We start from the raw sequence: 19,395 nt of genomic DNA on the forward strand, positions 1-19,395 counted from the left end.
GCGTCAAATTCAGTTCCCCCGTCAGGATCCACGGGCTTATTTGGTACACTCGGCAGGTCGGAAAATGTTGGATCTGCGGCACAACAATCAGAGCCCCCGTCAGGATTCACGGGCTTGTTTGGTGCCCCCGGTAGATCAGAAAATGTTGGATCTGCGTCAAATTCAGTTCCCCCGTCAGGATCCACGGGCTTATTTGGTACACTCGGCAGGTCGGAAAATGTTGGATCTGCGGCACAACAATCAGTGCCCCCGTCAGGATTCACGGGCTTATTTGGCGCACCCGGCAGGTCAGAAAATGTTGGATCTGCGTCACAATCAATGCCCCCGTCAGGATCCACGGGCTTATTTGGTGCACTCAGTGGGGGGGGGAATTTTGGATTGATGGAGGCACCACAAGTGCCATCCAGTAACGGATTTGTACAAATACCCGTTGGTGGTGAGCCCGGATTTACTAGCTCGGATCCCACAACAGCATTGACATTTCTTTCTTCTCAGGAAGAAGAGTTTATTGATTTTAACGATATTCTTTAGGTTTTAATCAAGAGCAGTTTACACCACACCAGATCAACACCAACGCCGTCGGAAGGCGGCTTTACCTGCCCTCCGCAGAGCTCAATCCAGCAAGGATTTTATCCGCCCCCTGTTTCAGCAGTGATTCAGCCACCTGAATACCGGCAGATTCATACTCTTCAGCGGTACAGATCACTTCACTGCGATAAATGGTCTGGCCATCAGGGCTGCCGACCAGGCCTCTGAGAAATAGCCGGTCTCCGTCCAGCTCTGCAAATCCGCCAATCGGGACCTGACAACCACCATTCAGTCGTCTGTTCATGGCCCGTTCAGCACCCACCCGGATGGCCGTGTGCTCGTCGTGCAAAGGGGCAATCAGTTGTCTGGTTTGCTCGTCATCCTGGCGTAACTCAATACCGACGGCACCCTGTCCGGCCGCTGGCAGGCTCACCGTGGTATCCAGGTAACTGCGAATGCGGTCAGCCATCGCCAGTCGAATCAATCCTGCGGCTGCCAGAATGATAGCGTCATATTGGCCGTCATCCAGTTTGGCCAGGCGGGTATTCACATTACCCCGCAGAAACTGAATGGTCAGATCAGGACGGGCAGCCAGTATCTGACACTGTCGGCGCAGGCTTGATGTGCCAACAACGGCACCCGGTGGGAGTGCATCCAGAGAAGCATAGTGATTGGAGACAAAGGCATCCCGAGGGTCTTCCCGCGGACAGATAACCCCAAGGCCAAGCCCTTCGGGAAACTCCATGGGGACATCCTTCATGGAATGCACCGCAATATCGGCACGACCTTCCAACAGCGCATTTTCCAGCTCTTTGACAAACAGTCCCTTGCCACCAATTTTCGCCAGTGGCGCGTCCAGAATGCGGTCGCCCTGGCTGGTCATTTTGACCAGTTCGACCCGGATATCCGGATGATGGTGTTCCAGCTGCTGTTTGACATATTCCGCCTGCCACAGGGCAAGGGCGCTTTTACGGGTGGCGATACGAACGGTTTTCACAGGATTGATGGCTTCTATTGTTCAAATTAAGGAACAGTCCCTACATTAACTTCCCGGTTTAGAGCCTGATCTCCGTTCATCCTGAGCGGAGTCGAAGGGTGACAGGCACAATGCGTAAACACGAAGCCCACGCCCTTCGACAGGCTCAGGACGAACGAAGTTTAGAGCCTAAGAAACAAGGAGGTTATTTAAGGACTAGTACCAGCTATAGACAAACACACTGCTGGCAAAACATTTGTGAGGGATAATACGACAGACCTGCTTTAAGAGACAGAGGTAGGCTCTGTTGGCATCAGCAGAGCCCGGAAGTGAATTCAGACGTTACAGGGATTGCATGATTTTTTTGATCAACGGCACATGACGTCGACTGATGGACAGTGGCTGTGGCACTTCCCTGAGATGGATAAAACAGTGCCCCTTATCATCCCGGGACAGACTCTCAATGGCATCACGGCGCACCAGCGCATTTCGGTGAATTCTGACAAAGTGCTGGCTGTGATCTTCTTCCAGGGTCTTGAGCGAATCATCAATCAGCACTTCACCCTGGCGATGATGGACCGTCACATATTTATTATCCGCCATAAAGTAGAGCACATCATTCAGGGGAACCAACTCGATACCGCGCAGGGTTTTTGCGGCAATATGGCCCTGCTCCTGATGCTCTGGCAGATGGTCGTTCAGCCAGGCCAGTTGTAGACGATTCACTTTGCTGGCACGTTGTAATGCCTGATGCAAATGGTCCTGACGAATCGGTTTCAGCAGGTAACCCACGGCCTGGGCATCAAACGCTTCCAGGGCATGATTGTCATAGGCGGTGCAGAAAACCACGGCCGGTGGCTTGTCCATGGCGCTGATATATCTGGCAGCCTCCAACCCGCCCATTACGGGCATACGAATGTCCATCAATACGATATCGGGGTGGTACTGGCTGCACAGATCGATGGCATCCCGTCCATTGCTGGCCTCATGTTCAAGCACCATAAAGTTATCAATCCGGCCAATCAGGTGTCTCAGCCGTTCCCGGGCCAGTGGCTCATCATCAACAATCAGGACATTCATTGTTCAGTGATCGGTTCCCGTCAGTAATTTATCAATGTTCTTATCAAATTTGTAAATCAACAGCGTTGTCCCATTGGCAGGGATAGTGCACCTGCGCCGTGTACCATTTGACCCCGGAATGTTCCCGAATATCCGTGGTAAGGCTGGCTTTGCTGCCATAGAGCATCGCCAGGCGGGAACGGATATTGTTCAGGGCAATCTGATTGCCCTTGGAAATGGTCTCAGTATATGGCATCGGATTTTCTACAGAAATCTGAACCATTTGCTGATCAATGTTGATGCTGATGGTAATGCAGCCACCGGCCTCGAGCGGCTGAATGCCATGGTAAACGGCGTTCTCCACCAAAGGCTGCAAGGTAAAGGGAGGAATAGACAGCCTGTGCGGAAGTTCACCAACCAGCCACTTGACCTCAAGGCGCTCACCCAGCCTTTGCTGCTCGATTCTCAGGTAACTTTCGCTGATCTGTATCTCTTTCTGGATGGGGACGACCGCACTCTTGTTCTGACCGGGATTTTGCAGGCTGGCCCTGAACAGGTCTGACAGGTCTTCCACCGCCTGCTCTGCTTTTTCAGGGTTGACCTGAATCAGGCTGGCAATAATGTTCATAGAATTAAACAGGAAATGCGGGCGCATCGTCGCCTGTAATGAGTCGAGGCGGGCATTGTGGATAACCTGTTGCTGCAAACTGACTTCATACTGAATGTAAAAATAGCGCAGCAACATGGCCGAGATAATCAGTGCCGCCAGCAGATTGCGGTGGACCTGTTGCCAGTCCGGTGCAAAGTGAACAGGCGACAGCAAGGCCTGAGAGAGCAACGTAAGCAGCATCGTAATGATCTGTACGCCCAACAGAGAAATCATGACCGACTGCCAGGTGAGAAGCCCCTTCAGGAAAGGCCTGGCCAGATAGAGAAAGGCGCTGCTGGAGAGCACAATCCACTGAACAAACAGTGACAGCATGGCCAGTCGTGTCCAGCTGAAGTCGACCTCGCCAGGCAGGGCAAGCACCTGAACCAGGACAAACAACTCAGAAATCAGCACCAGCATCAACACCGACTGACCTGACCCAAGATCGGGGAGAAAAAAGTCATCTTTGTTGTGCCGGGGCTGGATCATCATGGGGCGGCTCTTGTTCTTAACTACTTATTTGAGAACCCGTTTTTATCAGGGGCTGTTTATCTCAGGCGGCCTCTCAGGAAAGAGGCAGTGCATTATTGTTATCGGAAGTCTGTCTATTCTCTTGCCCGGAAGGAGGTGGGCGATGCAATCAAGCCATGACACCGATATAATGCCTCCGCTCACAACGCGCCAATGCCGGAGCGGTATTGATTGTACGTTCGTCTTTAAAAAATGAGAACCGGGTGGGGAAGAGATTAATGTCGGCAAGCCATTCAGCAGATCAGGGTGAAAAACGCAGTAACCACAGCTCTAATCAACAATGGGGTGGGCGTTTCAGCGAAGGCGTCGATGCCTTTGTTGCCCGTTTTACCGCTTCTATTGATTTTGACCGACGCCTCTATCGCCACGATATTCAGGGGTCAATGGCCCATGCCCGGATGCTGCACCGGGCGGGTATTCTGAGCGAAGATGAACTCAATGCCATTATCTCTGGCCTTGAAGGTATTCTTGAGGATATTGAGCAGGACCGTATTGACTGGTCTATTGAGCTTGAAGACATCCACATGAATATCGAGGCTCGCCTGACGGATCGCATTGGCGCTGCCGGCAAAAAACTGCACACCGGGCGCTCCAGAAACGACCAGGTCGCTACCGACATTCGTTTATGGCTGCGTGATGAGATTGACGCCATATCAGCAGAACTCAAGCGCCTGCAGCACGGCCTGTTGGTGGTTGCCGAGCGTGAAGCCGACACCATCATGCCAGGATTCACCCATCTGCAAACAGCACAGCCTGTGACCTTCGGTCATCACCTTATGGCCTGGTATGAGATGCTGGTGCGTGACGATGAGCGCCTGCAGGACTGCCGCAAGCGTGTTAATATCAGCCCCCTGGGTGCTGCTGCACTGGCAGGCACCACCTACCCTGTTGATCGGGAACATACGGCTTCTGCCCTTGGTTTTGATCGCCCTTCCCGCAACTCTCTGGACTCCGTCAGTGACCGTGACTTTGCCATTGAGTTCTGTGCCGCCGGGGCCCTGATCATGACGCACTTGTCACGCATGTCTGAAGAGCTGGTGCTGTGGACTTCAGCGCAGTTTAACTTTATTGACCTGCCAGATCGTTTCTGTACCGGCTCTTCCATTATGCCGCAGAAGAAAAACCCCGATGTGCCGGAACTGGTCAGAGGCAAAACCGGCCGGGTCAATGGCCATCTGGTGTCATTGCTGACCTTGATGAAATCCCAACCGCTGGCTTACAACAAAGACAATCAGGAAGATAAGGAACCACTGTTTGATACGGTGGATACCCTCAGGGATTGTCTGCGGGCATTTGCTGATATGGTGCCGCATCTTCAGGCCCGCAAAGAGAACATGCTGGAAGCCGCTCGCCGGGGTTTCAGTACTGCTACCGATCTGGCGGATTACCTGGTACGCCGTGGCATGCCCTTCAGGAATGCCCATGAAGTGGTGGGTAAGGCCGTGGCCTTTGGTATTCAGGAAGGCCGGGACCTGTCTGAGATGACGCTGGCGGAGCTTCAGGTTTTCTCCGATACGATCGGGCAGGATGTATTTGATGTCCTGACGCTGGAAGGCTCGGTAAGCGCCCGTAATCATCTCGGTGGTACAGCGCCAGAGCAGGTCCGGCAGGCTGTACTGAATGCCCGTAAAACACTTTAGAATTGTCCCGAAATAATTTCGACATTTTGAACTCGAACTCCGTTCATCCTGAGCTTGTCGAAGGGTGATTGGCACAATACATGAGGCCGGAGTTCACGCCCTTCGACAGGCTCAGGACGAACGTAGTTTTGAGGCTCAGAAATGTGCAAATTATTCCGGGGCAATGCCTTTAAAGCGTGGTGGCCTTCTATTCCCATGAAAATCCATGGGAATAGATCAACCGCCATGGTTGATATACTTTTGAGCCGTTGTTAAACCCATGAGCTTGTTGTTACACCAGATTGTTCTGCGCCAGGCAGAACGTTCGCCTTCCTCGAAAGCCCTGGGCTGCAAAGACCAGTGGTTTGATTACCAGACCGTTTCCCGACAGATTCGTTCGGTGGCCGCCGGGTTGCAAAAGCTGGGTCTGATGCAACATGAACGGGTGGCAATCTACCTGCCTAAAACGCCGGAAGCGGTCTTCAGCTACTTTGGTGCAACGGCCGCCGGTGGCGTTATGGTGCCCGTCAATCCGGTGCTGAAAGCGCCCCAGGTCTTTCATATTCTCAAAGACTGCAATGTTCGTGTGCTGATGACTAACAAAGCCCGCTATCAGCAGCTGGAAGCTGAAATTCACCAGTGCCATGACCTTATGCAAGTGATTCTGGTTGATGGTGACCTTGCTGATGAGGACCCGGTCAATAATCCCTTGTCTGATAGCGCTTTCGTTCATCGACAATCCGCCAACCCAATGAACTGGGCAAATTTCCTCAAGCCCTGTGCCTGGTGGGAACCAGTGTCGTCCATTGATGCGGATATGGCGGCAATTCTTTATACCTCCGGCAGCACAGGAAAGCCCAAAGGCGTTGTGCTGTCACACCGTAATATGGTCACGGGGGCCAGCAGTGTTGCCCAGTATCTGGGCAATACACCGGAAGATCGCCTGCTCTGTGTTTTGCCCTTCAGTTTTGATTACGGCTTCAGCCAGCTGACAACGGCATTTCTGGTGGGTGCCAGTTGTTATCTACTGGAATACCTTCTCCCCGGGGATGTCATTAAAACGGTGGAGAAACAGCAGATCACCGGGCTTGGCCTGGTTCCGCCACTCTGGGTTCAGATAGCCGATCTGCCCTGGCCACAAGGGGCTGGTGACAGTCTGCGCTACTTTACCAATACCGGTGGTGCCATGCCGACGGCCACCCTGGCTGTACTGCGACAGCGTTTTCGCTATGCCAAACCTTACTTGATGTATGGTTTGACCGAGGCATTTCGCTCCTGCTTTCTTCCTCCCGAACAGATTGATTTACGACCCGGGTCTATGGGTAAAGCCATTCCCAATGCGGATGTGATGGTGATCAATGAGCTGGGTGAGATCTGTGGACCCCATGAACCCGGCGAGCTGGTGCACCGTGGTGCCCTGGTCAGCATGGGATACTGGAATGATCCGGAGCGAACCGCTGAACGCTTCCGGCCTGCACCCTGTGCCATACCGGGAATTCCGGGCAAAGAGCTGGCCGTCTGGTCCGGTGATATTGTTCGTAAAGACGACAATGGATATATTTATTTTGTCGGTCGTCGCGACGATATGATCAAAACCTCCGGTTATCGGGTCAGCCCAACGGAAGTGGAAGAGGTGGTTTATTCATCCGGGCTGGTGGCAGAAGTGGCGGCTATTGGTGTCCCGCACTTCCGTTTGGGGCAGGCCATCGTTCTGGTCGTAGTGAGCAGCAGTGAAATCGATGAACCCTCATTGATCCGCCACTGCCAGCAATGTCTGCCCGCTTATATGGTCCCCATCCGTGTTATCCAGCAAACGACACTTGCCAGAAATCCCAATGGTAAAATTGATCGCAAGCCATTACTGGAAGCCTACCGGAGGCTGTTTCAGGACGAGGAGGTTCCTGTTTCGTGAATGATCTTGGGCAAGAGAAAATGACTAAAGGACATCACCGGCTGGCCAGTCTTCAGTCCAGGGATAACCAATTACTGATTGCCGGGTATACCGCTGCTGATCTGGTGACGATTGCCGGCTCTTCACCCTGCTACATCTACGACCGGCAGGCCCTGACCCAGAGAGTCGCCCAGTTTCGTCAGCAGATGCCCGCAGAGCTGAAGCTTCACTACGCCATAAAAGCCAACCCGATGCCCGCCGTCGTGGGCCATATGGCACAGTGTGTGGATGGGCTGGATGTTGCTTCCCACCGGGAAATGCTGGTTGCCCTGGGTACCGGTATGGCGGCGGCCAATATCAGTTTTGCCGGGCCGGCCAAGGGAGAACATGAACTGAGAGCTGCCGTTGCGGCGGGTATTACCATCAATATCGAGTCCCCCCTGGAGTTGCAACGGCTGTACCTCTGTCACCAGCAGCTGGGTATTCGCCCCCGTATCGCATTTCGGGTGAATCCGGACTTTGAGTTAAAGACCTCCGGCATGAAAATGGCCGGCGGCCCCAAACAGTTTGGTATAGATGCTGAACAAATGCCGTCTATTCTGGCGGGGCTTGATTTGGATAAACTGGACTTTCAGGGTTTCCATATTTTTTCTGGCTCACAGAATCTCAAGGCAGAGTCTCTGATTGAGTGCCATCAGCAAACCTTTGAGCTGGCCGCCAGGCTGGCCGACCTGGTTCGAGCCCCGGTCAGGCATATTAATATCGGTGGCGGCCTGGGCATTCCTTACTTCCCCGGAGAACAGACGCTGGCAATGGAAGGTATTGCCGAAAACCTGCAGTACCTTCTGGATCATCGTCCGGATTCGCTCAAGTCATCAGAGGTGGTGATGGAGCTTGGGCGCTGGCTGGTGGGGGAGGCGGGGTATTATATTTGTCAGGTGACGGATAAAAAAGAATCCCGTGGACAGGCCTTCCTGATGACCAATGGCGGGCTGCACCATCACCTGTCCAACTCAGGCAACTTTGGCCAGGTCATCCGAAAAAATTACCCGGTAGTTCTGGCCCATTGCCTTGACAGTGGCGAACAGGAAGTGGTCGAGATTGTCGGACCGCTCTGTACGCCTCTGGATGTTGTCGGGGCAAAACTGGCATTGCCAAAAGCGGAGGTGGGAGACTATATCGTGGTTCTGCAGTCTGGCGCTTATGGCGCAACCGCCAGCCCTCAGAAGTTTCTCGGGCATCCCGAAGTGGTGGAGTTGTTATTGTGAGAAGAGCCAGGCCGGAATTAATCTGGCCTGGAAATAACCATCAGGCAATTGCCCCAACTGCATCCACATAGGAAAGAACAGAGCCAACGGTTTCGAACAGTTCGGCGTCCAGATCATCGTCGTTGACGGCAATGCCAAAGGTTTCTTCCATTGCCGTAATCAACCCAACCACGGCCATGGAGTCGAACTCCGGAAGGGCTCCCAGCAGTTCAGTCTGTTCATTGAACTCACTGGTATCCAGCTTGAGAAGATCTGCCAAAATGGCGTTCATTTGTTCCAGCTTGGTCATTTATCATCCCGAGGGGTAAAAATCGGCCACTTTAGGCATTTTCCGTCTATGGCGCAACTGTGGTCGTCAGCATGGAATAAACGGAAACTTCTATGTTGTGATAAGGATTAACGTTCGATCTGTGACTCAAGAGCCCGCCAGACCACATCCGGTGTCATCGGTGCAAAAATTCCGGGATTGGTGGCAGGAAACTCGCCGGTTGGACAGTGTTCAAGGGTCAGGTGCTTCTGTCCCGTGCCATAAGCACCGACTTTTACCGGGCTGGTGGGTCCATAGAGCGAGACCGCCGGTGTTTCCAGTGCTGCTGTTAAATGTCCCAGGCCGGTATCAACGGCAACGGCTGCCCGGGCTTCACAAATCACGCCAGCAACGTCAGCCAGTGACAGCTTCGGCAGCACGGTGGCCTGGCTGCTGGCATTGGCAATGCGCTCTGCCCTGGCCTTTTCATGGTCATTACCCCAGGGCAATACGACCTGAAGACCGGCCTGATTCACTTTCTGCGCCAACTCACACCAGTAGTTTTCAGGCCAGTGTTTGGTCGGCCAGGTGGTTCCGTGAACAAACACCACATAAGGCTTGTCCTTAATCAGCCCTTTGGGGAATTTGTCTTTATTCAGCAGAAACTGACCCGGTGTTTTCGGTAATACATAGGCCAGCGATTTGGCAAAGAGCTGGCGAACACGCTCAACGGCATGCTGTTCCAATGGGACCGCTTGAGGGAACTGGTAAAAACGGCTGGCAATCGGCTCACGGGCAGACTGTTTATCCAGCCCAAAGCGAGGACCTTTGGCTTTTCTGGCAATGAAAGCGCTTTTTAACAGCCCCTGGGCGTCAATCACGGCATCGAAGTTACTGGCACCCAGGGCTTTTTTGAACTGCTGCCACTCCCCGGATTTCCAGGTTTGCAGCAACGACTTGCGCCAGCGGCGCACAGCGACAGGAATCACCCGGTCAACCGCGGGATGCCAGGCTGGAATCTCGGCAAAACTCTCTTCCACCACCCAGTCAAAACGAAGACCGGGTATGGCTGATACGGCATCGGTCAGTGCCGGAAGGGTGTGGATGATATCCCCCATAGAGGAAGTTTTTACCACCAGAACATGCCTTGGTTGAGTCAACGGGCGTTACCTCCTTCTTCGACCAGCGTTATTTCAGGATGCTTTTCATGGTGACCGTCCTGGTCGGTCGTCAGATGAGCGATGGCAGCCAGAACCCTGTCTGGAGACAGCTGTTTCATGCAGTTCAAATGCCCGAGCGGGCACTCCCTTTTGAAACAGGGGCTGCAATCCAGCTTCATAGACAGTGTTTCACTGTTTTTGTTCATGGGCGGCGTATGATCGGGCGAAGTTGACCCGTAAACCGCCACCAGGGGGCGATTCAGGGCTGCCGCTATATGCATCAGGCCAGAGTCATTACTGACCACAGCGCTGGCAAAGGAGAGCAGGTCGATGGCATCCGCCAGCGATGTTTCACCGGCCATGTTATGGCAGTGCTGCTGCAATGCATCAGGCAGGCCGTTCTTTATTTCAGCGGTGACCGCTTTATCTTTGGCTGAGCCAAACAGCCAAACCTGCCATCCCTGTTCAGCAAGGGAGCGTGCCACTTCGGCGTAGTAACCGGTTGGCCACTGCTTGGAGGGGCCAAACTCAGCACCCGGGCACAGTGCCAGAATGGGCCTGTCGGTGTGCAGGTGGTAGCGGCCAGGGACTTTGCTGGCGGTATTACTGTCTACCTGAAGTGCAGGAATCGGCAGAGGCTCCGGTAGTGAAGCACCCTCCGGATAGGCCAGGGCGACAAACCGTTCCACCATCAGTGGGTACTGACTTTTATCCAGCCTGCGAATGTCGTTCAGTAGCCCGTAGCGCATTTCACCGCGCCAGCCAATACGGTGCCTGATGTTGGCCCAGAGGGGCACCAGTGCTGATTTGAACGAGTTGGGTAAGGCGATGGCATGTGTGTAGCCTTCCGCCCTCAGGCTTTTGCCCAGCTGGTAGCGGGCTTTAAGCCCCAGTTTGCCATGACCCAGGGGCATATCAATCCCCCTGCGAACTTCAGGCATACGCTCAATGATCGGCAGGCTCCAGGCGGGAGCGAGTACATCGATGATGGCATCAGGGTGTTGTTGTTTCAGGGCAATGAACAGCGTTTGTGCCATTACCATGTCCCCTACCCATGAGGGACCGACGATCAGATATTTCATCCCGTCTGGAATTCCTTATAGTGAATGGGAGGGAATTATAAGCGCTGTTTGCGCAGGTAAAAAGTGACCGGTTAATGAGTAAATTTAACTCATGTTACGCAATTGAAGAAATCTGCCATGCTGTAATGCATGAAAAATGAGCTACTTGAACTGAAAACCAAAAAGGCCAAGCGAACAGCTGAGAAAATCAAGAACGAATATTGATGCCATTTGGTTAACTACTTACGTACGAACACTGGGGACAAAAGCAGGCTGATCTTTACATTGATGGACTGCACCAATATTTAACCAAAGTCCCCAGAAACCACGCCTTACTGAAAGTACTTGCGCAGAGCATCATAGTGAAGTCAGTTTTTTGCATAAAGAAAAAAACATAACCCGGGAACTTTTACATCACTGGATGGATCAATGATACCAAGTATTTTTTGTACACATTTCCAATGTACTTTTATGCAACATCATCAAGGCCTGTTTATGATTCAGCAACCTGTTCAGCAGTCCATTCAGCAACCAATTTATGACAGCGCTTCCCAATGTTCAGGGAATGGCGTCGAACATTCCTGGCTCGGCCATGGCGTTGCTGTTGCTAAAGCATTTGCGAAATCATTGATTCCGATGGAAGATCCTCACTTCAGTATTAATCCCGATAAAGCACTGGAAGGTATTGGGCGACTGGCCACGGCAACTATCGTGCCGTTGAGTCCCATCCTTTTCATAGCGAAAGATATTGCCGATGCGTGGTTCGGCAGCTGTTTGCCCGGGCCTGATGCCAAACCGGAATTACCACAGACATCAAAAGCAACCGGGGAAGAGGCGCAGGAAAAAGAACCCGGCTCGAAAGACGTACCCCTTCAACAGCCATCCACTGCCCGCTATCAAGGGAGTCAGGGAGCCAGAGGACTGCTTGCACTTGGTACGCTGGCCAGCTCTTTTCACTATGCCAATTCGGATGCCATTGCCGATTGTCCACAACCCATACAGATGCCCATACAGATTAATGATACGAAAACCCTGGGCAGGATTGGTCGGGATCCCTGCTATCCACTGAACGGTACATACCAACAGACGGCGGATATTGTTGCCACTCGAGACTTTCAATCCATTGGCAGTGATACCGATCCATTCACCGGGCAGTACGATGGGCAGTGCCGTACCATCAGCGACCTGCCTGACTGTCTTGTTGACACTCTGAAAGGCAGCATCAGTCACCTTCACTTGACTGGTGCCAATATAATAAATTCCAGGAAGGTGACTGGGTTAGCAGCCTGTGTTGTTGATATTAATGGCACAGTCAGTGGTGTCCGGGCTGGAAATGCTCGTGTTTCCACTTGGGGTTACAGAACTTACGCGGGCATTGGGGGAGGGGAGGTTAAAGGAACGGTTGCCAACATCACGGCGGTGGACAGCACGGTGGAAACCTCGGGTGAACGTGGATACGCCGGCATCGGGGGGGGGATGGTTCACGATGGAGGAGTGGTTGCCAACACCACGGCGGTGGACAGCAGGGTTGAAACCTCGGGTGAACGTGCATACACCGGCATTGGAGGGGGGTGGGTTTCCGGAATGGTTGCCAACACCACTGCGGTGAACAGCAAGGTCAAAACCAACAAGGGTCAACTTGCACGCGCCGGCATCGGGGGGGGGTTGGTTACCGATGGAGCAAAGGTTGCCAACACCAGGGCGGTGAACAGCACGGTCGAAACCTCGGGTGAAGGTGCAGACGCCGGTATCGGGGGGGGGTGGGTTAACCGAAACGCAACGGTTGCCAACACCACGGCGGTGAACAGCAGGGTCGAAACCTCGGGTAAAGGGGCATACGCCGGTATCGGGGGAGGGCAGGTTACCCAAAACGCAAAGGTTGCCAACACCACGGCGGTGAACAGCACGGTCGAAACCTCGGGTAAAAGTGGATGCGCAGGCATCGGGGGGGGGGCGGTTTTCAATCAAGGAACGGTTAACTACACCACGGCGGTGGACAGCACGGTCAAAACCTCGGGTAAAAAAGCATACGCCGGCATTGGGTTAGGGCAGGTTGGCGATAGAGCAACGGTTGCCCACACCACGGCGGTGAACAGCAGGGTTGAAACCTCGGGTGACGATGCCCACGCCGGCATCGGGGTAGGGGCGGTTTTCGATCAAGGAACGGTTGCCAACACCACGGCGGTGAACAGCACGGTAAAAACCTCGGGTGAAGATACAAACGCCCGCATCGCGGTAGGGGGGCAGGGTTCCGGAACAACGGTTGCCAACACCACGGCGGTGAATAGCTATGTCATCATGAAAAAGGATTTTGGACCTGAATCCAATGAGCAGCTTTTTTGCCAAAAAGCTGACCCACGTGTGTTAACAGACAATTGCGCTTCGGGAACTGAATTTCCGGATGTGTTGGATTTTTCGTACGGTGATGTTTGCCCGGTAAATGCCGCTAAAGTGTCCACAACCGCTTTGGCGTCAACGGCCACTACAGAGTCAACAGCGGCGGCGTTAGCAGCCGCCACAGTGTCAGCAGACGCTACAGCATCAACAGCCGCTACGGCGATCATTACCACAGGTACCCTTGTGGCAGCGGGCGGATTGGGGATTGTCGGCTATTCAACCTATCTATGGATTACCGGTTACCGGCACGGGTTGCGTGGTAAGGAGCTGGCGAAGAAACCCCTGACTCGTGGTAAAGAACTGGCTAGCGCTGCGGTCAACTCGGTATCACATTGTTGTCAGGGAATCAGAGAACGAATGAACAGGCAGAGAGTTCCTGCACTCAGCAGCGTATGATAATGAACCAGGTACTGACTGACAGAGTAACTGAGCTGGACAAACGTTGGTAACCTATTTATTCAAACAGTCCCCTGTATTGGAGCATTTAAAAAAGGCGACCGTCACTGAACAGTCGTCTTTTTATAGTACCAGAATGTCAGAACGATCAGGTTGCTGCTGATTCTTCCTGTTTTCCCTCTACAGAGTTCATCAATCTGTTCCGCTTAGGCGCTGTCACAAACATAGGGCAACCATCGCATTACGCTTCCGGAACCGCTTTCAGGGTAGCCACCAGCAGATCCCAGAACCTGGCAACGCTATTGATATTTACTTTCTCATCCGGAGAGTGCGGGAAGCGGATGGTTGGGCCAAAGGAGATCATATCCCACTCTGGGTACTTGCTGCCCAGCAGGCCACATTCCAGACCGGCATGAACCACTTGTACGCCAGGCTCCTGACCATAAAGCTCCGCATAAACCTGTTTCATAATAGCCAGAATCTGAGAGTCAGCATCTGGTTTCCAACCCGGGTAGCTGTCGGAGAAGATGACTTCGGCATCCAGCATTCGGAACAGACCAGCGACAGCATCACTCAGGGCATCATTACAGCTGCCCACCAGACTTCTTGGCAGGATATGGGCTTTGATCTTACCTTCATTGATGGTCAGAACACCCAGGTTTAAAGAGGTTTCTACCACGCCTGCAATGGAGTCACTCATTCTCTGGGCTCCATTTGGACAGGCATTCACCGCAGCTACCCACTGGTTCTGATCCTGCAGAGACATCAGTTCGGCAGCGGGCGCAGCCTCACTCAGAGTCAGTGTCAGGTTGGGCTCCACCACCGCCAATTCGGCAGTCAGCTCATTGCTGCACTGGTCAATAATTTGCTCACAAGCCTCCAGTGATGACTCAGGAACGGCAATGACCGCAGACGCTTCACGGGGAATGGCATTGGCCAGGGAACCACCGGTCAGGCTGGCAATACGCACACCTTCTGCCTCCAGGCGGTGCAGGACACGGACCAGCAATTTGATGGCATTGCCCCTGCCCAGATGAATATCACACCCGGAATGGCCACCTTTGAGTCCGGCAATGGACAGGGTTTTGCAGGTCAATCCATCCTGAGCGGCTTCAGTCGTGTAATCCCCATTGATCTCGATACGGGTACCACCGGCGCAGCCAATGTAGAGTTCTCCCTCATCTTCAGTATCCAGGTTGAGCAGGATCTTGCCTGTCAGAACACCCTGCTGCAGCCCCTGAGCGCCGATCATTCCGGTCTCTTCAGTAGCGGTGAACAGCGCTTCAACAGGACCATGCTGCAGGTCTTTGGCAGCTAATACGGCCAGTGTTGCCGCCATACCGATGCCGTTATCGGCACCGAGGGTGGTGCCTTCGGCAGTCACCCAGTCACCATCGATATAGGCTTTAATCGGGTCAGTGGGGAAGTCATGAACGGTATCGTTATTTTTCTGAGGCACCATATCCATATGACCCTGAAGAATAACACCGGCACGGTTTTCCATACCGGGTGTCGCCTTTTTGCGAATAATGACATTGCCTGCCGCATCGGACTGCCACTCAAGATTGTGCTCTTTGGCAAAGCCAATCAAATGCTCACGAATCTGTTCTTCATGGAACGAAGGGTGAGGTATGTCACATATGGCGGAAAAGTGTTGCCATAGCGCGTTGGGCTGCAGTTCGTGGATAGCGCTCATTTAAGACTCCAGGGCTAATAATATTGACTGCTGTGTCGGAATATATATTTGCAGTAGCCGTATAGTGAGGGTGCCGGGGATAAACATCAATGAGGGTTTTCTACCTTTATATCGTGCAAAACAGTCGTCAATGGTGGCAACAGGCAAGCCTGCGGATGAGTCCGCCATTTTTCAGGGAACGATGCTGGAATATAGCTGTCTGAAAAGTGCAACAAACGTTATTGACTGGATGTATTATTTTGGACGCAATCTCCAGGCCCCAATCGGGTGCTCAATTTGACAGCAACATGAGTGTTGATGATGTAACAGAGCTTCTGGGGGAGGTTTCATTCAATCATCGTGAAACCAGGGTTACGACTGGATTAGTACCTGAGACAACGTCACAAACGGATGTTGCCATGGTTTTGGACTCCTCCCCCCGTGATGTTCCGGTAGTTGACCGATCAGTCTCTATGCCGTCTGATGGTGGTTTTGCTTATTCACCGGCCGATACGGGCTTGCGGTTGGAGTATTTGCGCAAACATCCTATTGCAGAAGGGTTAAATAGTGATCCTGACTATTCAGCCCTCATTAAGCAGCTGTGCGATGCCACATCAGATCATGAAAAATTATCTTTATTTGAAAAGTTACAAGAAAAGGTTGAATGTAAACATGGTTCAAATAGATTGATTGCAATTTCTCTTCTTCGGCATTTATCAAAGTACACTAACCTGGCAGAGGAAGCATTTCGTCTGATCAATAATTGTGATCAGTTTTCAAGCATTAACGGTAATATTGATGAGCGTAGCTTGCTATTTAATGTTGGTGTTCTGGACGCTCTCTATAGCCAGTTGACGGACTTGTCAAAGCTATTAAAGGGAGAACTGTGTACGGAATCGCTTTCATTAATTCGTTATACCAATATGATTTTTCCTGAGCCCATTTTTGTTCTTGATGTCATGAACCCTCGTCAACTCTCCGGTTATGGGGAAGAGCTGTCTCAGCACAAGGAGCAAATAGTTCTAAGGTGTAAATGGGGTCCTGCTGATACTCGTTTAATCGAATTGATAACGATGATTTCTCGTTACCGTGAAACTGAACTACGTATTTATACCAGCATTTCTCAAGCCTCAGCAAACTACCTTAACGATTATCTAAGAGCGAATAATATTGACCGATTGTTTCTTCCTATGGCAGGATCCGGTTATTTTTCTAAAAGTATGATGGAAGCAGGCATGCCCTCAACCTGCTTTGATATCAATCCACCGGAAAGAACCTATACCAGGGTAAATAAAGCGGATGTGTTTGTCAGCGTCGACAAGTTTGCCAAAATACTTGCTTCGACTGGTGGTAACATGGACTCATCAGCAGTGGTACTTGATGCGCCGCAGCCCGTTTTCATGGATAACGGGCGCTGGGTGGACGCTGATGAATTTCTTCCCAGGGTCATTAAGTCCTGGTTTGATCGGGGAGGTAAGAATTTGCTGGTCATTTCTGAGGCCAGTGATCAGGAATTGCTTTTTTCTTCCAAAGCATTAACAAAAATGGGAATAGCCATGATACCGGTGATACCGGGCTTTCCTCCTGAGATATTTCAAAGCCTGGGGGAGCATATCGGTGTCTGTGGTCTTTATCGGATTGATAAAAAATAAGTGGTTGATTGCCTGCTGGAGACAGCAAAACTCTGGCGAGACTGCCTTTTTCTCCTATTATTCCAGTTGAAATATAAGTCACTGTCAGGGTGTCTCGATAATGAAACTCTACGAGGTTTATGTGCAGAAGTTAGTCAGATGGTCTACCGTTGTCTTGCTGGCATTCACGGTGTTTGTGGCTGAAGGTGCTTATATCGGCCCCGGATCAGGGGTGAGTTCCGTACCTGACTCCGGTGATGGTATGACAACCGTCGCCGCTATCCTGAAGAATCCTCAGGACGACAGGCGGGTCGTCCTCAGGGGTAATCTGGTCCGAAAAGTTAAACATGAGACTTACCTGTTTAACGATGGTACCGGTGAAATCATCGCGGATATTGATGATAACGACTTTCCACCGCAACCGGTAACAGCCAATACCAAAGTAGAGATTATTGGTGAGGTGGATGTTGATCGGGTATCCGCCGTTGAAGTAGACGTAAAGTCTCTGCGAATTATCAGCAAGTAGGGTACAGAAAGCATACAAAAGTCAGGCTAACAGACAGCTAACCATCATCTCTTAAATTAGCCCCTCGTCTTCTACTTTTATAAGGTGCAAAACAGTCGTCTATCGTTGAAACATACAGACGAATCAGCAATTTTTCAGGGAACAATGCTGGAATATAGCTGTCTGAAAAGTGAAACAAATGCTATTTGTTGGAAGCTTATTGTGGACGCAACAGACAAGCCCCAATATGATGGTGCTCAATTTGATGCTTATTCTGGTGCTCATTCTAATAGCAGTCAGGCTGTTGATGATTTAACCGGGCTTTTCGGGGAGGTTTTATTCAATCATCGTGAAACCAGGGTTGCCACAGATGAATTAATACCTGAGACGACTCCACAAACTGACCTTGCCACGCTTTCGGACTCATCTCCCCGTGATGTTTCGGTAGTCGCCAGATCAGTCTCCATGCCGTCCGGTAGTCGTTTTGCTTTTTCACCGGCAGATACGGGCTTGCGGTTAGATTATTTACTCAAACATCATGTTGCTGAAGGGTTAAATAATGATCCGGACTATTCAGGCACCATCGCGCAGCTATCCCGTGCGACATCAGACTATGAAAAATTTTCTTTATTCGAGAAGTTACTGGACGCGGTTGATAGTAAACATAAATCAAATTTTGAAAAGGCACTGCCTCTTCTTCAGGGTTTTCCAAAGAAAACTTCCTGTTTAGAGGAAGCATTTAGACTGATCAATAAAAGTGGCCAGTTTTTGTGTAATGACGGTGATGTTGATGAGCGTAGGTTAATATTGAATATTGGTATTCTGGACTCTCTCTATAGTCAGTTGACGGACATGTCAAAGCTTTTAAATGGAGAGCAGTGCACGGAATCGCTGTCAATAATGCGTTATATCAATATGATCTCTTCTGACCCTGTGTGTGTTTTTGACGTCCTTAAACTTGATCAACGCCTTGCCAGTGAAAGCATGCCATTGCAATATCACAGGGAAAGGGTAGCTATGAAGCTCAATCACTCCCATTATGATCAAGCTATCAATGTGATAGCGATGATTGCTGGTTATCGTGAAATTGAGCTCTGTATTTATTCCAGTATTTCCAAAGCCTCGGCAAAGTATCTTAACGATTATCTAAGAGCGAATAATATTGACCGATTGTTTTTCCCTATGGCGGGATCCGGTTATTTTTCTAAAAGTATGATTGATGCAGGCATGCCCTCAACCTGCTTTGATATCAATCCACCGGAAAAAACCTTTACCAGGGTGAATAAAGCGGATGTTTTTGTCAGCGTTGACAAGTTTGCCAAAATACTTGCTTTGACTGGTGGAAACATCGATTCATCAGCATTGGTACTCGACGCCCCGCAGCCCATTTTCATGGATAATGGGCGTTTGATGGGCTCTGATGAATTCCTACCCAAGGTCATTAAGTCCTGGTTTGATCGGGGAGGTAAGAGTTTCATGGTCATTTCTGAGGCCAGTGATCAAGAGTCGCTTTTCTCTTCCAAAGCATTAACAGGAATGGGAATAGTCATGAAACCTGTGATACCGGGTTTTCCGCCTGAGATATTTAAAGGTTTGGGGGAATATATTGGTATCTGCGGTCTTTATCGGATTGATAAAAGATAAGCTGTTGATTACCCGGGAGGCTGACCGAAAATAGCGCCCGTCCTCGCTACGGGCGCTATTCTCAGACAGCCTCTTAGAGCAACGCAGGAGCAGTTGCCGCGCAGAGCAGTCTACCCTCGGACAGCCTCCCGGATCAGGCAAGCCCTGAAAAAATTTTT

General features: G+C 51.4%; 15 protein-coding genes. 8 read left to right on the top strand and 7 right to left on the bottom strand.

What is annotated here, in order from left to right; genetic code table 11:
- The first annotated feature begins 396 nt into the window (after positions 1 to 396).
- Entirely contained in the window at positions 397 to 531 is a 135-nt protein-coding gene (locus ACO6VE_RS19245; RefSeq protein ID WP_422449705.1) for a hypothetical protein, read from the top strand.
- Positions 532 to 592: 61 nt separating this feature from the next.
- Here the strand turns inward: ACO6VE_RS19245 and hemC are convergent, their stop codons facing one another.
- The 3 genes from hemC to ACO6VE_RS19260 form a co-directional block, all read right to left on the bottom strand.
- Positions 593 to 1,525: a hydroxymethylbilane synthase gene (hemC, locus tag ACO6VE_RS19250; protein WP_422449706.1), complete on the bottom strand. Its 933-nt coding sequence runs from the start codon at positions 1,523 to 1,525 to the stop codon at positions 593 to 595.
- A gap of 321 nt (positions 1,526 to 1,846) precedes the next feature.
- Positions 1,847 to 2,584 (bottom strand): LytR/AlgR family response regulator transcription factor, encoded by a 738-nt coding sequence (locus tag ACO6VE_RS19255; RefSeq protein WP_422462921.1) that lies wholly within the window; start codon positions 2,582 to 2,584, stop codon positions 1,847 to 1,849.
- Positions 2,585 to 2,627: 43 nt separating this feature from the next.
- The gene (locus ACO6VE_RS19260) at positions 2,628 to 3,704 is read right to left on the bottom strand and encodes a sensor histidine kinase (RefSeq protein WP_422462923.1); all 1,077 of its coding nucleotides are present in this window, start codon (positions 3,702 to 3,704) and stop codon (positions 2,628 to 2,630) included.
- A 257-nt stretch (positions 3,705 to 3,961) separates the two neighbouring features.
- Here ACO6VE_RS19260 and argH point away from each other — a divergent pair, with 257 nt between their 5' ends.
- From argH to ACO6VE_RS19275, 3 genes are all read left to right on the top strand, one after another.
- A complete protein-coding gene (argH, locus tag ACO6VE_RS19265; RefSeq protein WP_422462925.1) occupies positions 3,962 to 5,383 on the top strand; it encodes an argininosuccinate lyase in 1,422 nt (473 codons plus the stop codon).
- A 259-nt stretch (positions 5,384 to 5,642) separates the two neighbouring features.
- The gene (locus ACO6VE_RS19270; protein WP_422462926.1) at positions 5,643 to 7,274 is read left to right on the top strand and encodes an acyl-CoA ligase (AMP-forming), exosortase A system-associated; all 1,632 of its coding nucleotides are present in this window, start codon (positions 5,643 to 5,645) and stop codon (positions 7,272 to 7,274) included.
- 20 nt (positions 7,275 to 7,294) lie between these two features.
- Complete coding sequence (locus ACO6VE_RS19275) at positions 7,295 to 8,521, top strand: pyridoxal-dependent decarboxylase, exosortase A system-associated (RefSeq protein ID WP_422462928.1); 1,227 nt, start codon at positions 7,295 to 7,297, stop codon at positions 8,519 to 8,521.
- Between the two features lie 40 nt (positions 8,522 to 8,561).
- Here ACO6VE_RS19275 and ACO6VE_RS19280 read toward each other — a convergent pair whose 3' ends face one another.
- From ACO6VE_RS19280 to waaF, 3 genes are all read right to left on the bottom strand, one after another.
- The gene (locus ACO6VE_RS19280) at positions 8,562 to 8,810 is read right to left on the bottom strand and encodes an acyl carrier protein (protein ID WP_101745297.1); all 249 of its coding nucleotides are present in this window, start codon (positions 8,808 to 8,810) and stop codon (positions 8,562 to 8,564) included.
- 107 nt (positions 8,811 to 8,917) lie between these two features.
- Positions 8,918 to 9,928 carry a lipopolysaccharide heptosyltransferase I gene (waaC, locus tag ACO6VE_RS19285; RefSeq protein ID WP_422462930.1) on the bottom strand — a complete coding sequence of 337 codons (1,011 nt, stop codon included), beginning with the start codon at positions 9,926 to 9,928 and terminating at the stop codon, positions 8,918 to 8,920.
- On the bottom strand, positions 9,925 to 11,010 hold the full coding sequence (gene waaF / locus ACO6VE_RS19290; protein WP_422449713.1) for a lipopolysaccharide heptosyltransferase II: 1,086 nt from the start codon (positions 11,008 to 11,010) through the stop codon (positions 9,925 to 9,927). Before waaF ends, waaC begins: the two co-directional genes overlap by 4 nt.
- Positions 11,011 to 11,460: 450 nt before the next feature.
- On the opposite strand from waaF, the gene ACO6VE_RS19295 reads away from it, so the two are divergent.
- Positions 11,461 to 13,782 (top strand): hypothetical protein, encoded by a 2,322-nt coding sequence (locus tag ACO6VE_RS19295; RefSeq protein WP_422462932.1) that lies wholly within the window; start codon positions 11,461 to 11,463, stop codon positions 13,780 to 13,782.
- Between the two features lie 241 nt (positions 13,783 to 14,023).
- Here ACO6VE_RS19295 and ACO6VE_RS19300 read toward each other — a convergent pair whose 3' ends face one another.
- Positions 14,024 to 15,478 (bottom strand): aminoacyl-histidine dipeptidase, encoded by a 1,455-nt coding sequence (locus ACO6VE_RS19300; protein WP_422449730.1) that lies wholly within the window; start codon positions 15,476 to 15,478, stop codon positions 14,024 to 14,026.
- Between the two features lie 239 nt (positions 15,479 to 15,717).
- Between ACO6VE_RS19300 and ACO6VE_RS19305 the strand changes: the two genes are divergently transcribed.
- From ACO6VE_RS19305 to ACO6VE_RS19315, 3 genes are all read left to right on the top strand, one after another.
- Entirely contained in the window at positions 15,718 to 17,109 is a 1,392-nt protein-coding gene (locus tag ACO6VE_RS19305; RefSeq protein ID WP_422449731.1) for a hypothetical protein, read from the top strand.
- A gap of 100 nt (positions 17,110 to 17,209) precedes the next feature.
- Complete coding sequence (locus ACO6VE_RS19310) at positions 17,210 to 17,614, top strand: NirD/YgiW/YdeI family stress tolerance protein (protein ID WP_422449732.1); 405 nt, start codon at positions 17,210 to 17,212, stop codon at positions 17,612 to 17,614.
- 105 nt (positions 17,615 to 17,719) lie between these two features.
- A complete protein-coding gene (locus ACO6VE_RS19315; RefSeq protein ID WP_422462934.1) occupies positions 17,720 to 19,237 on the top strand; it encodes a hypothetical protein in 1,518 nt (505 codons plus the stop codon).
- The last annotated feature ends 158 nt before the right edge of the window (positions 19,238 to 19,395 follow it).

It is taken from the genome of Endozoicomonas sp. ALB115, from assembly GCF_049310245.1.
Lineage (GTDB): Bacteria > Pseudomonadota > Gammaproteobacteria > Pseudomonadales > Endozoicomonadaceae > Endozoicomonas.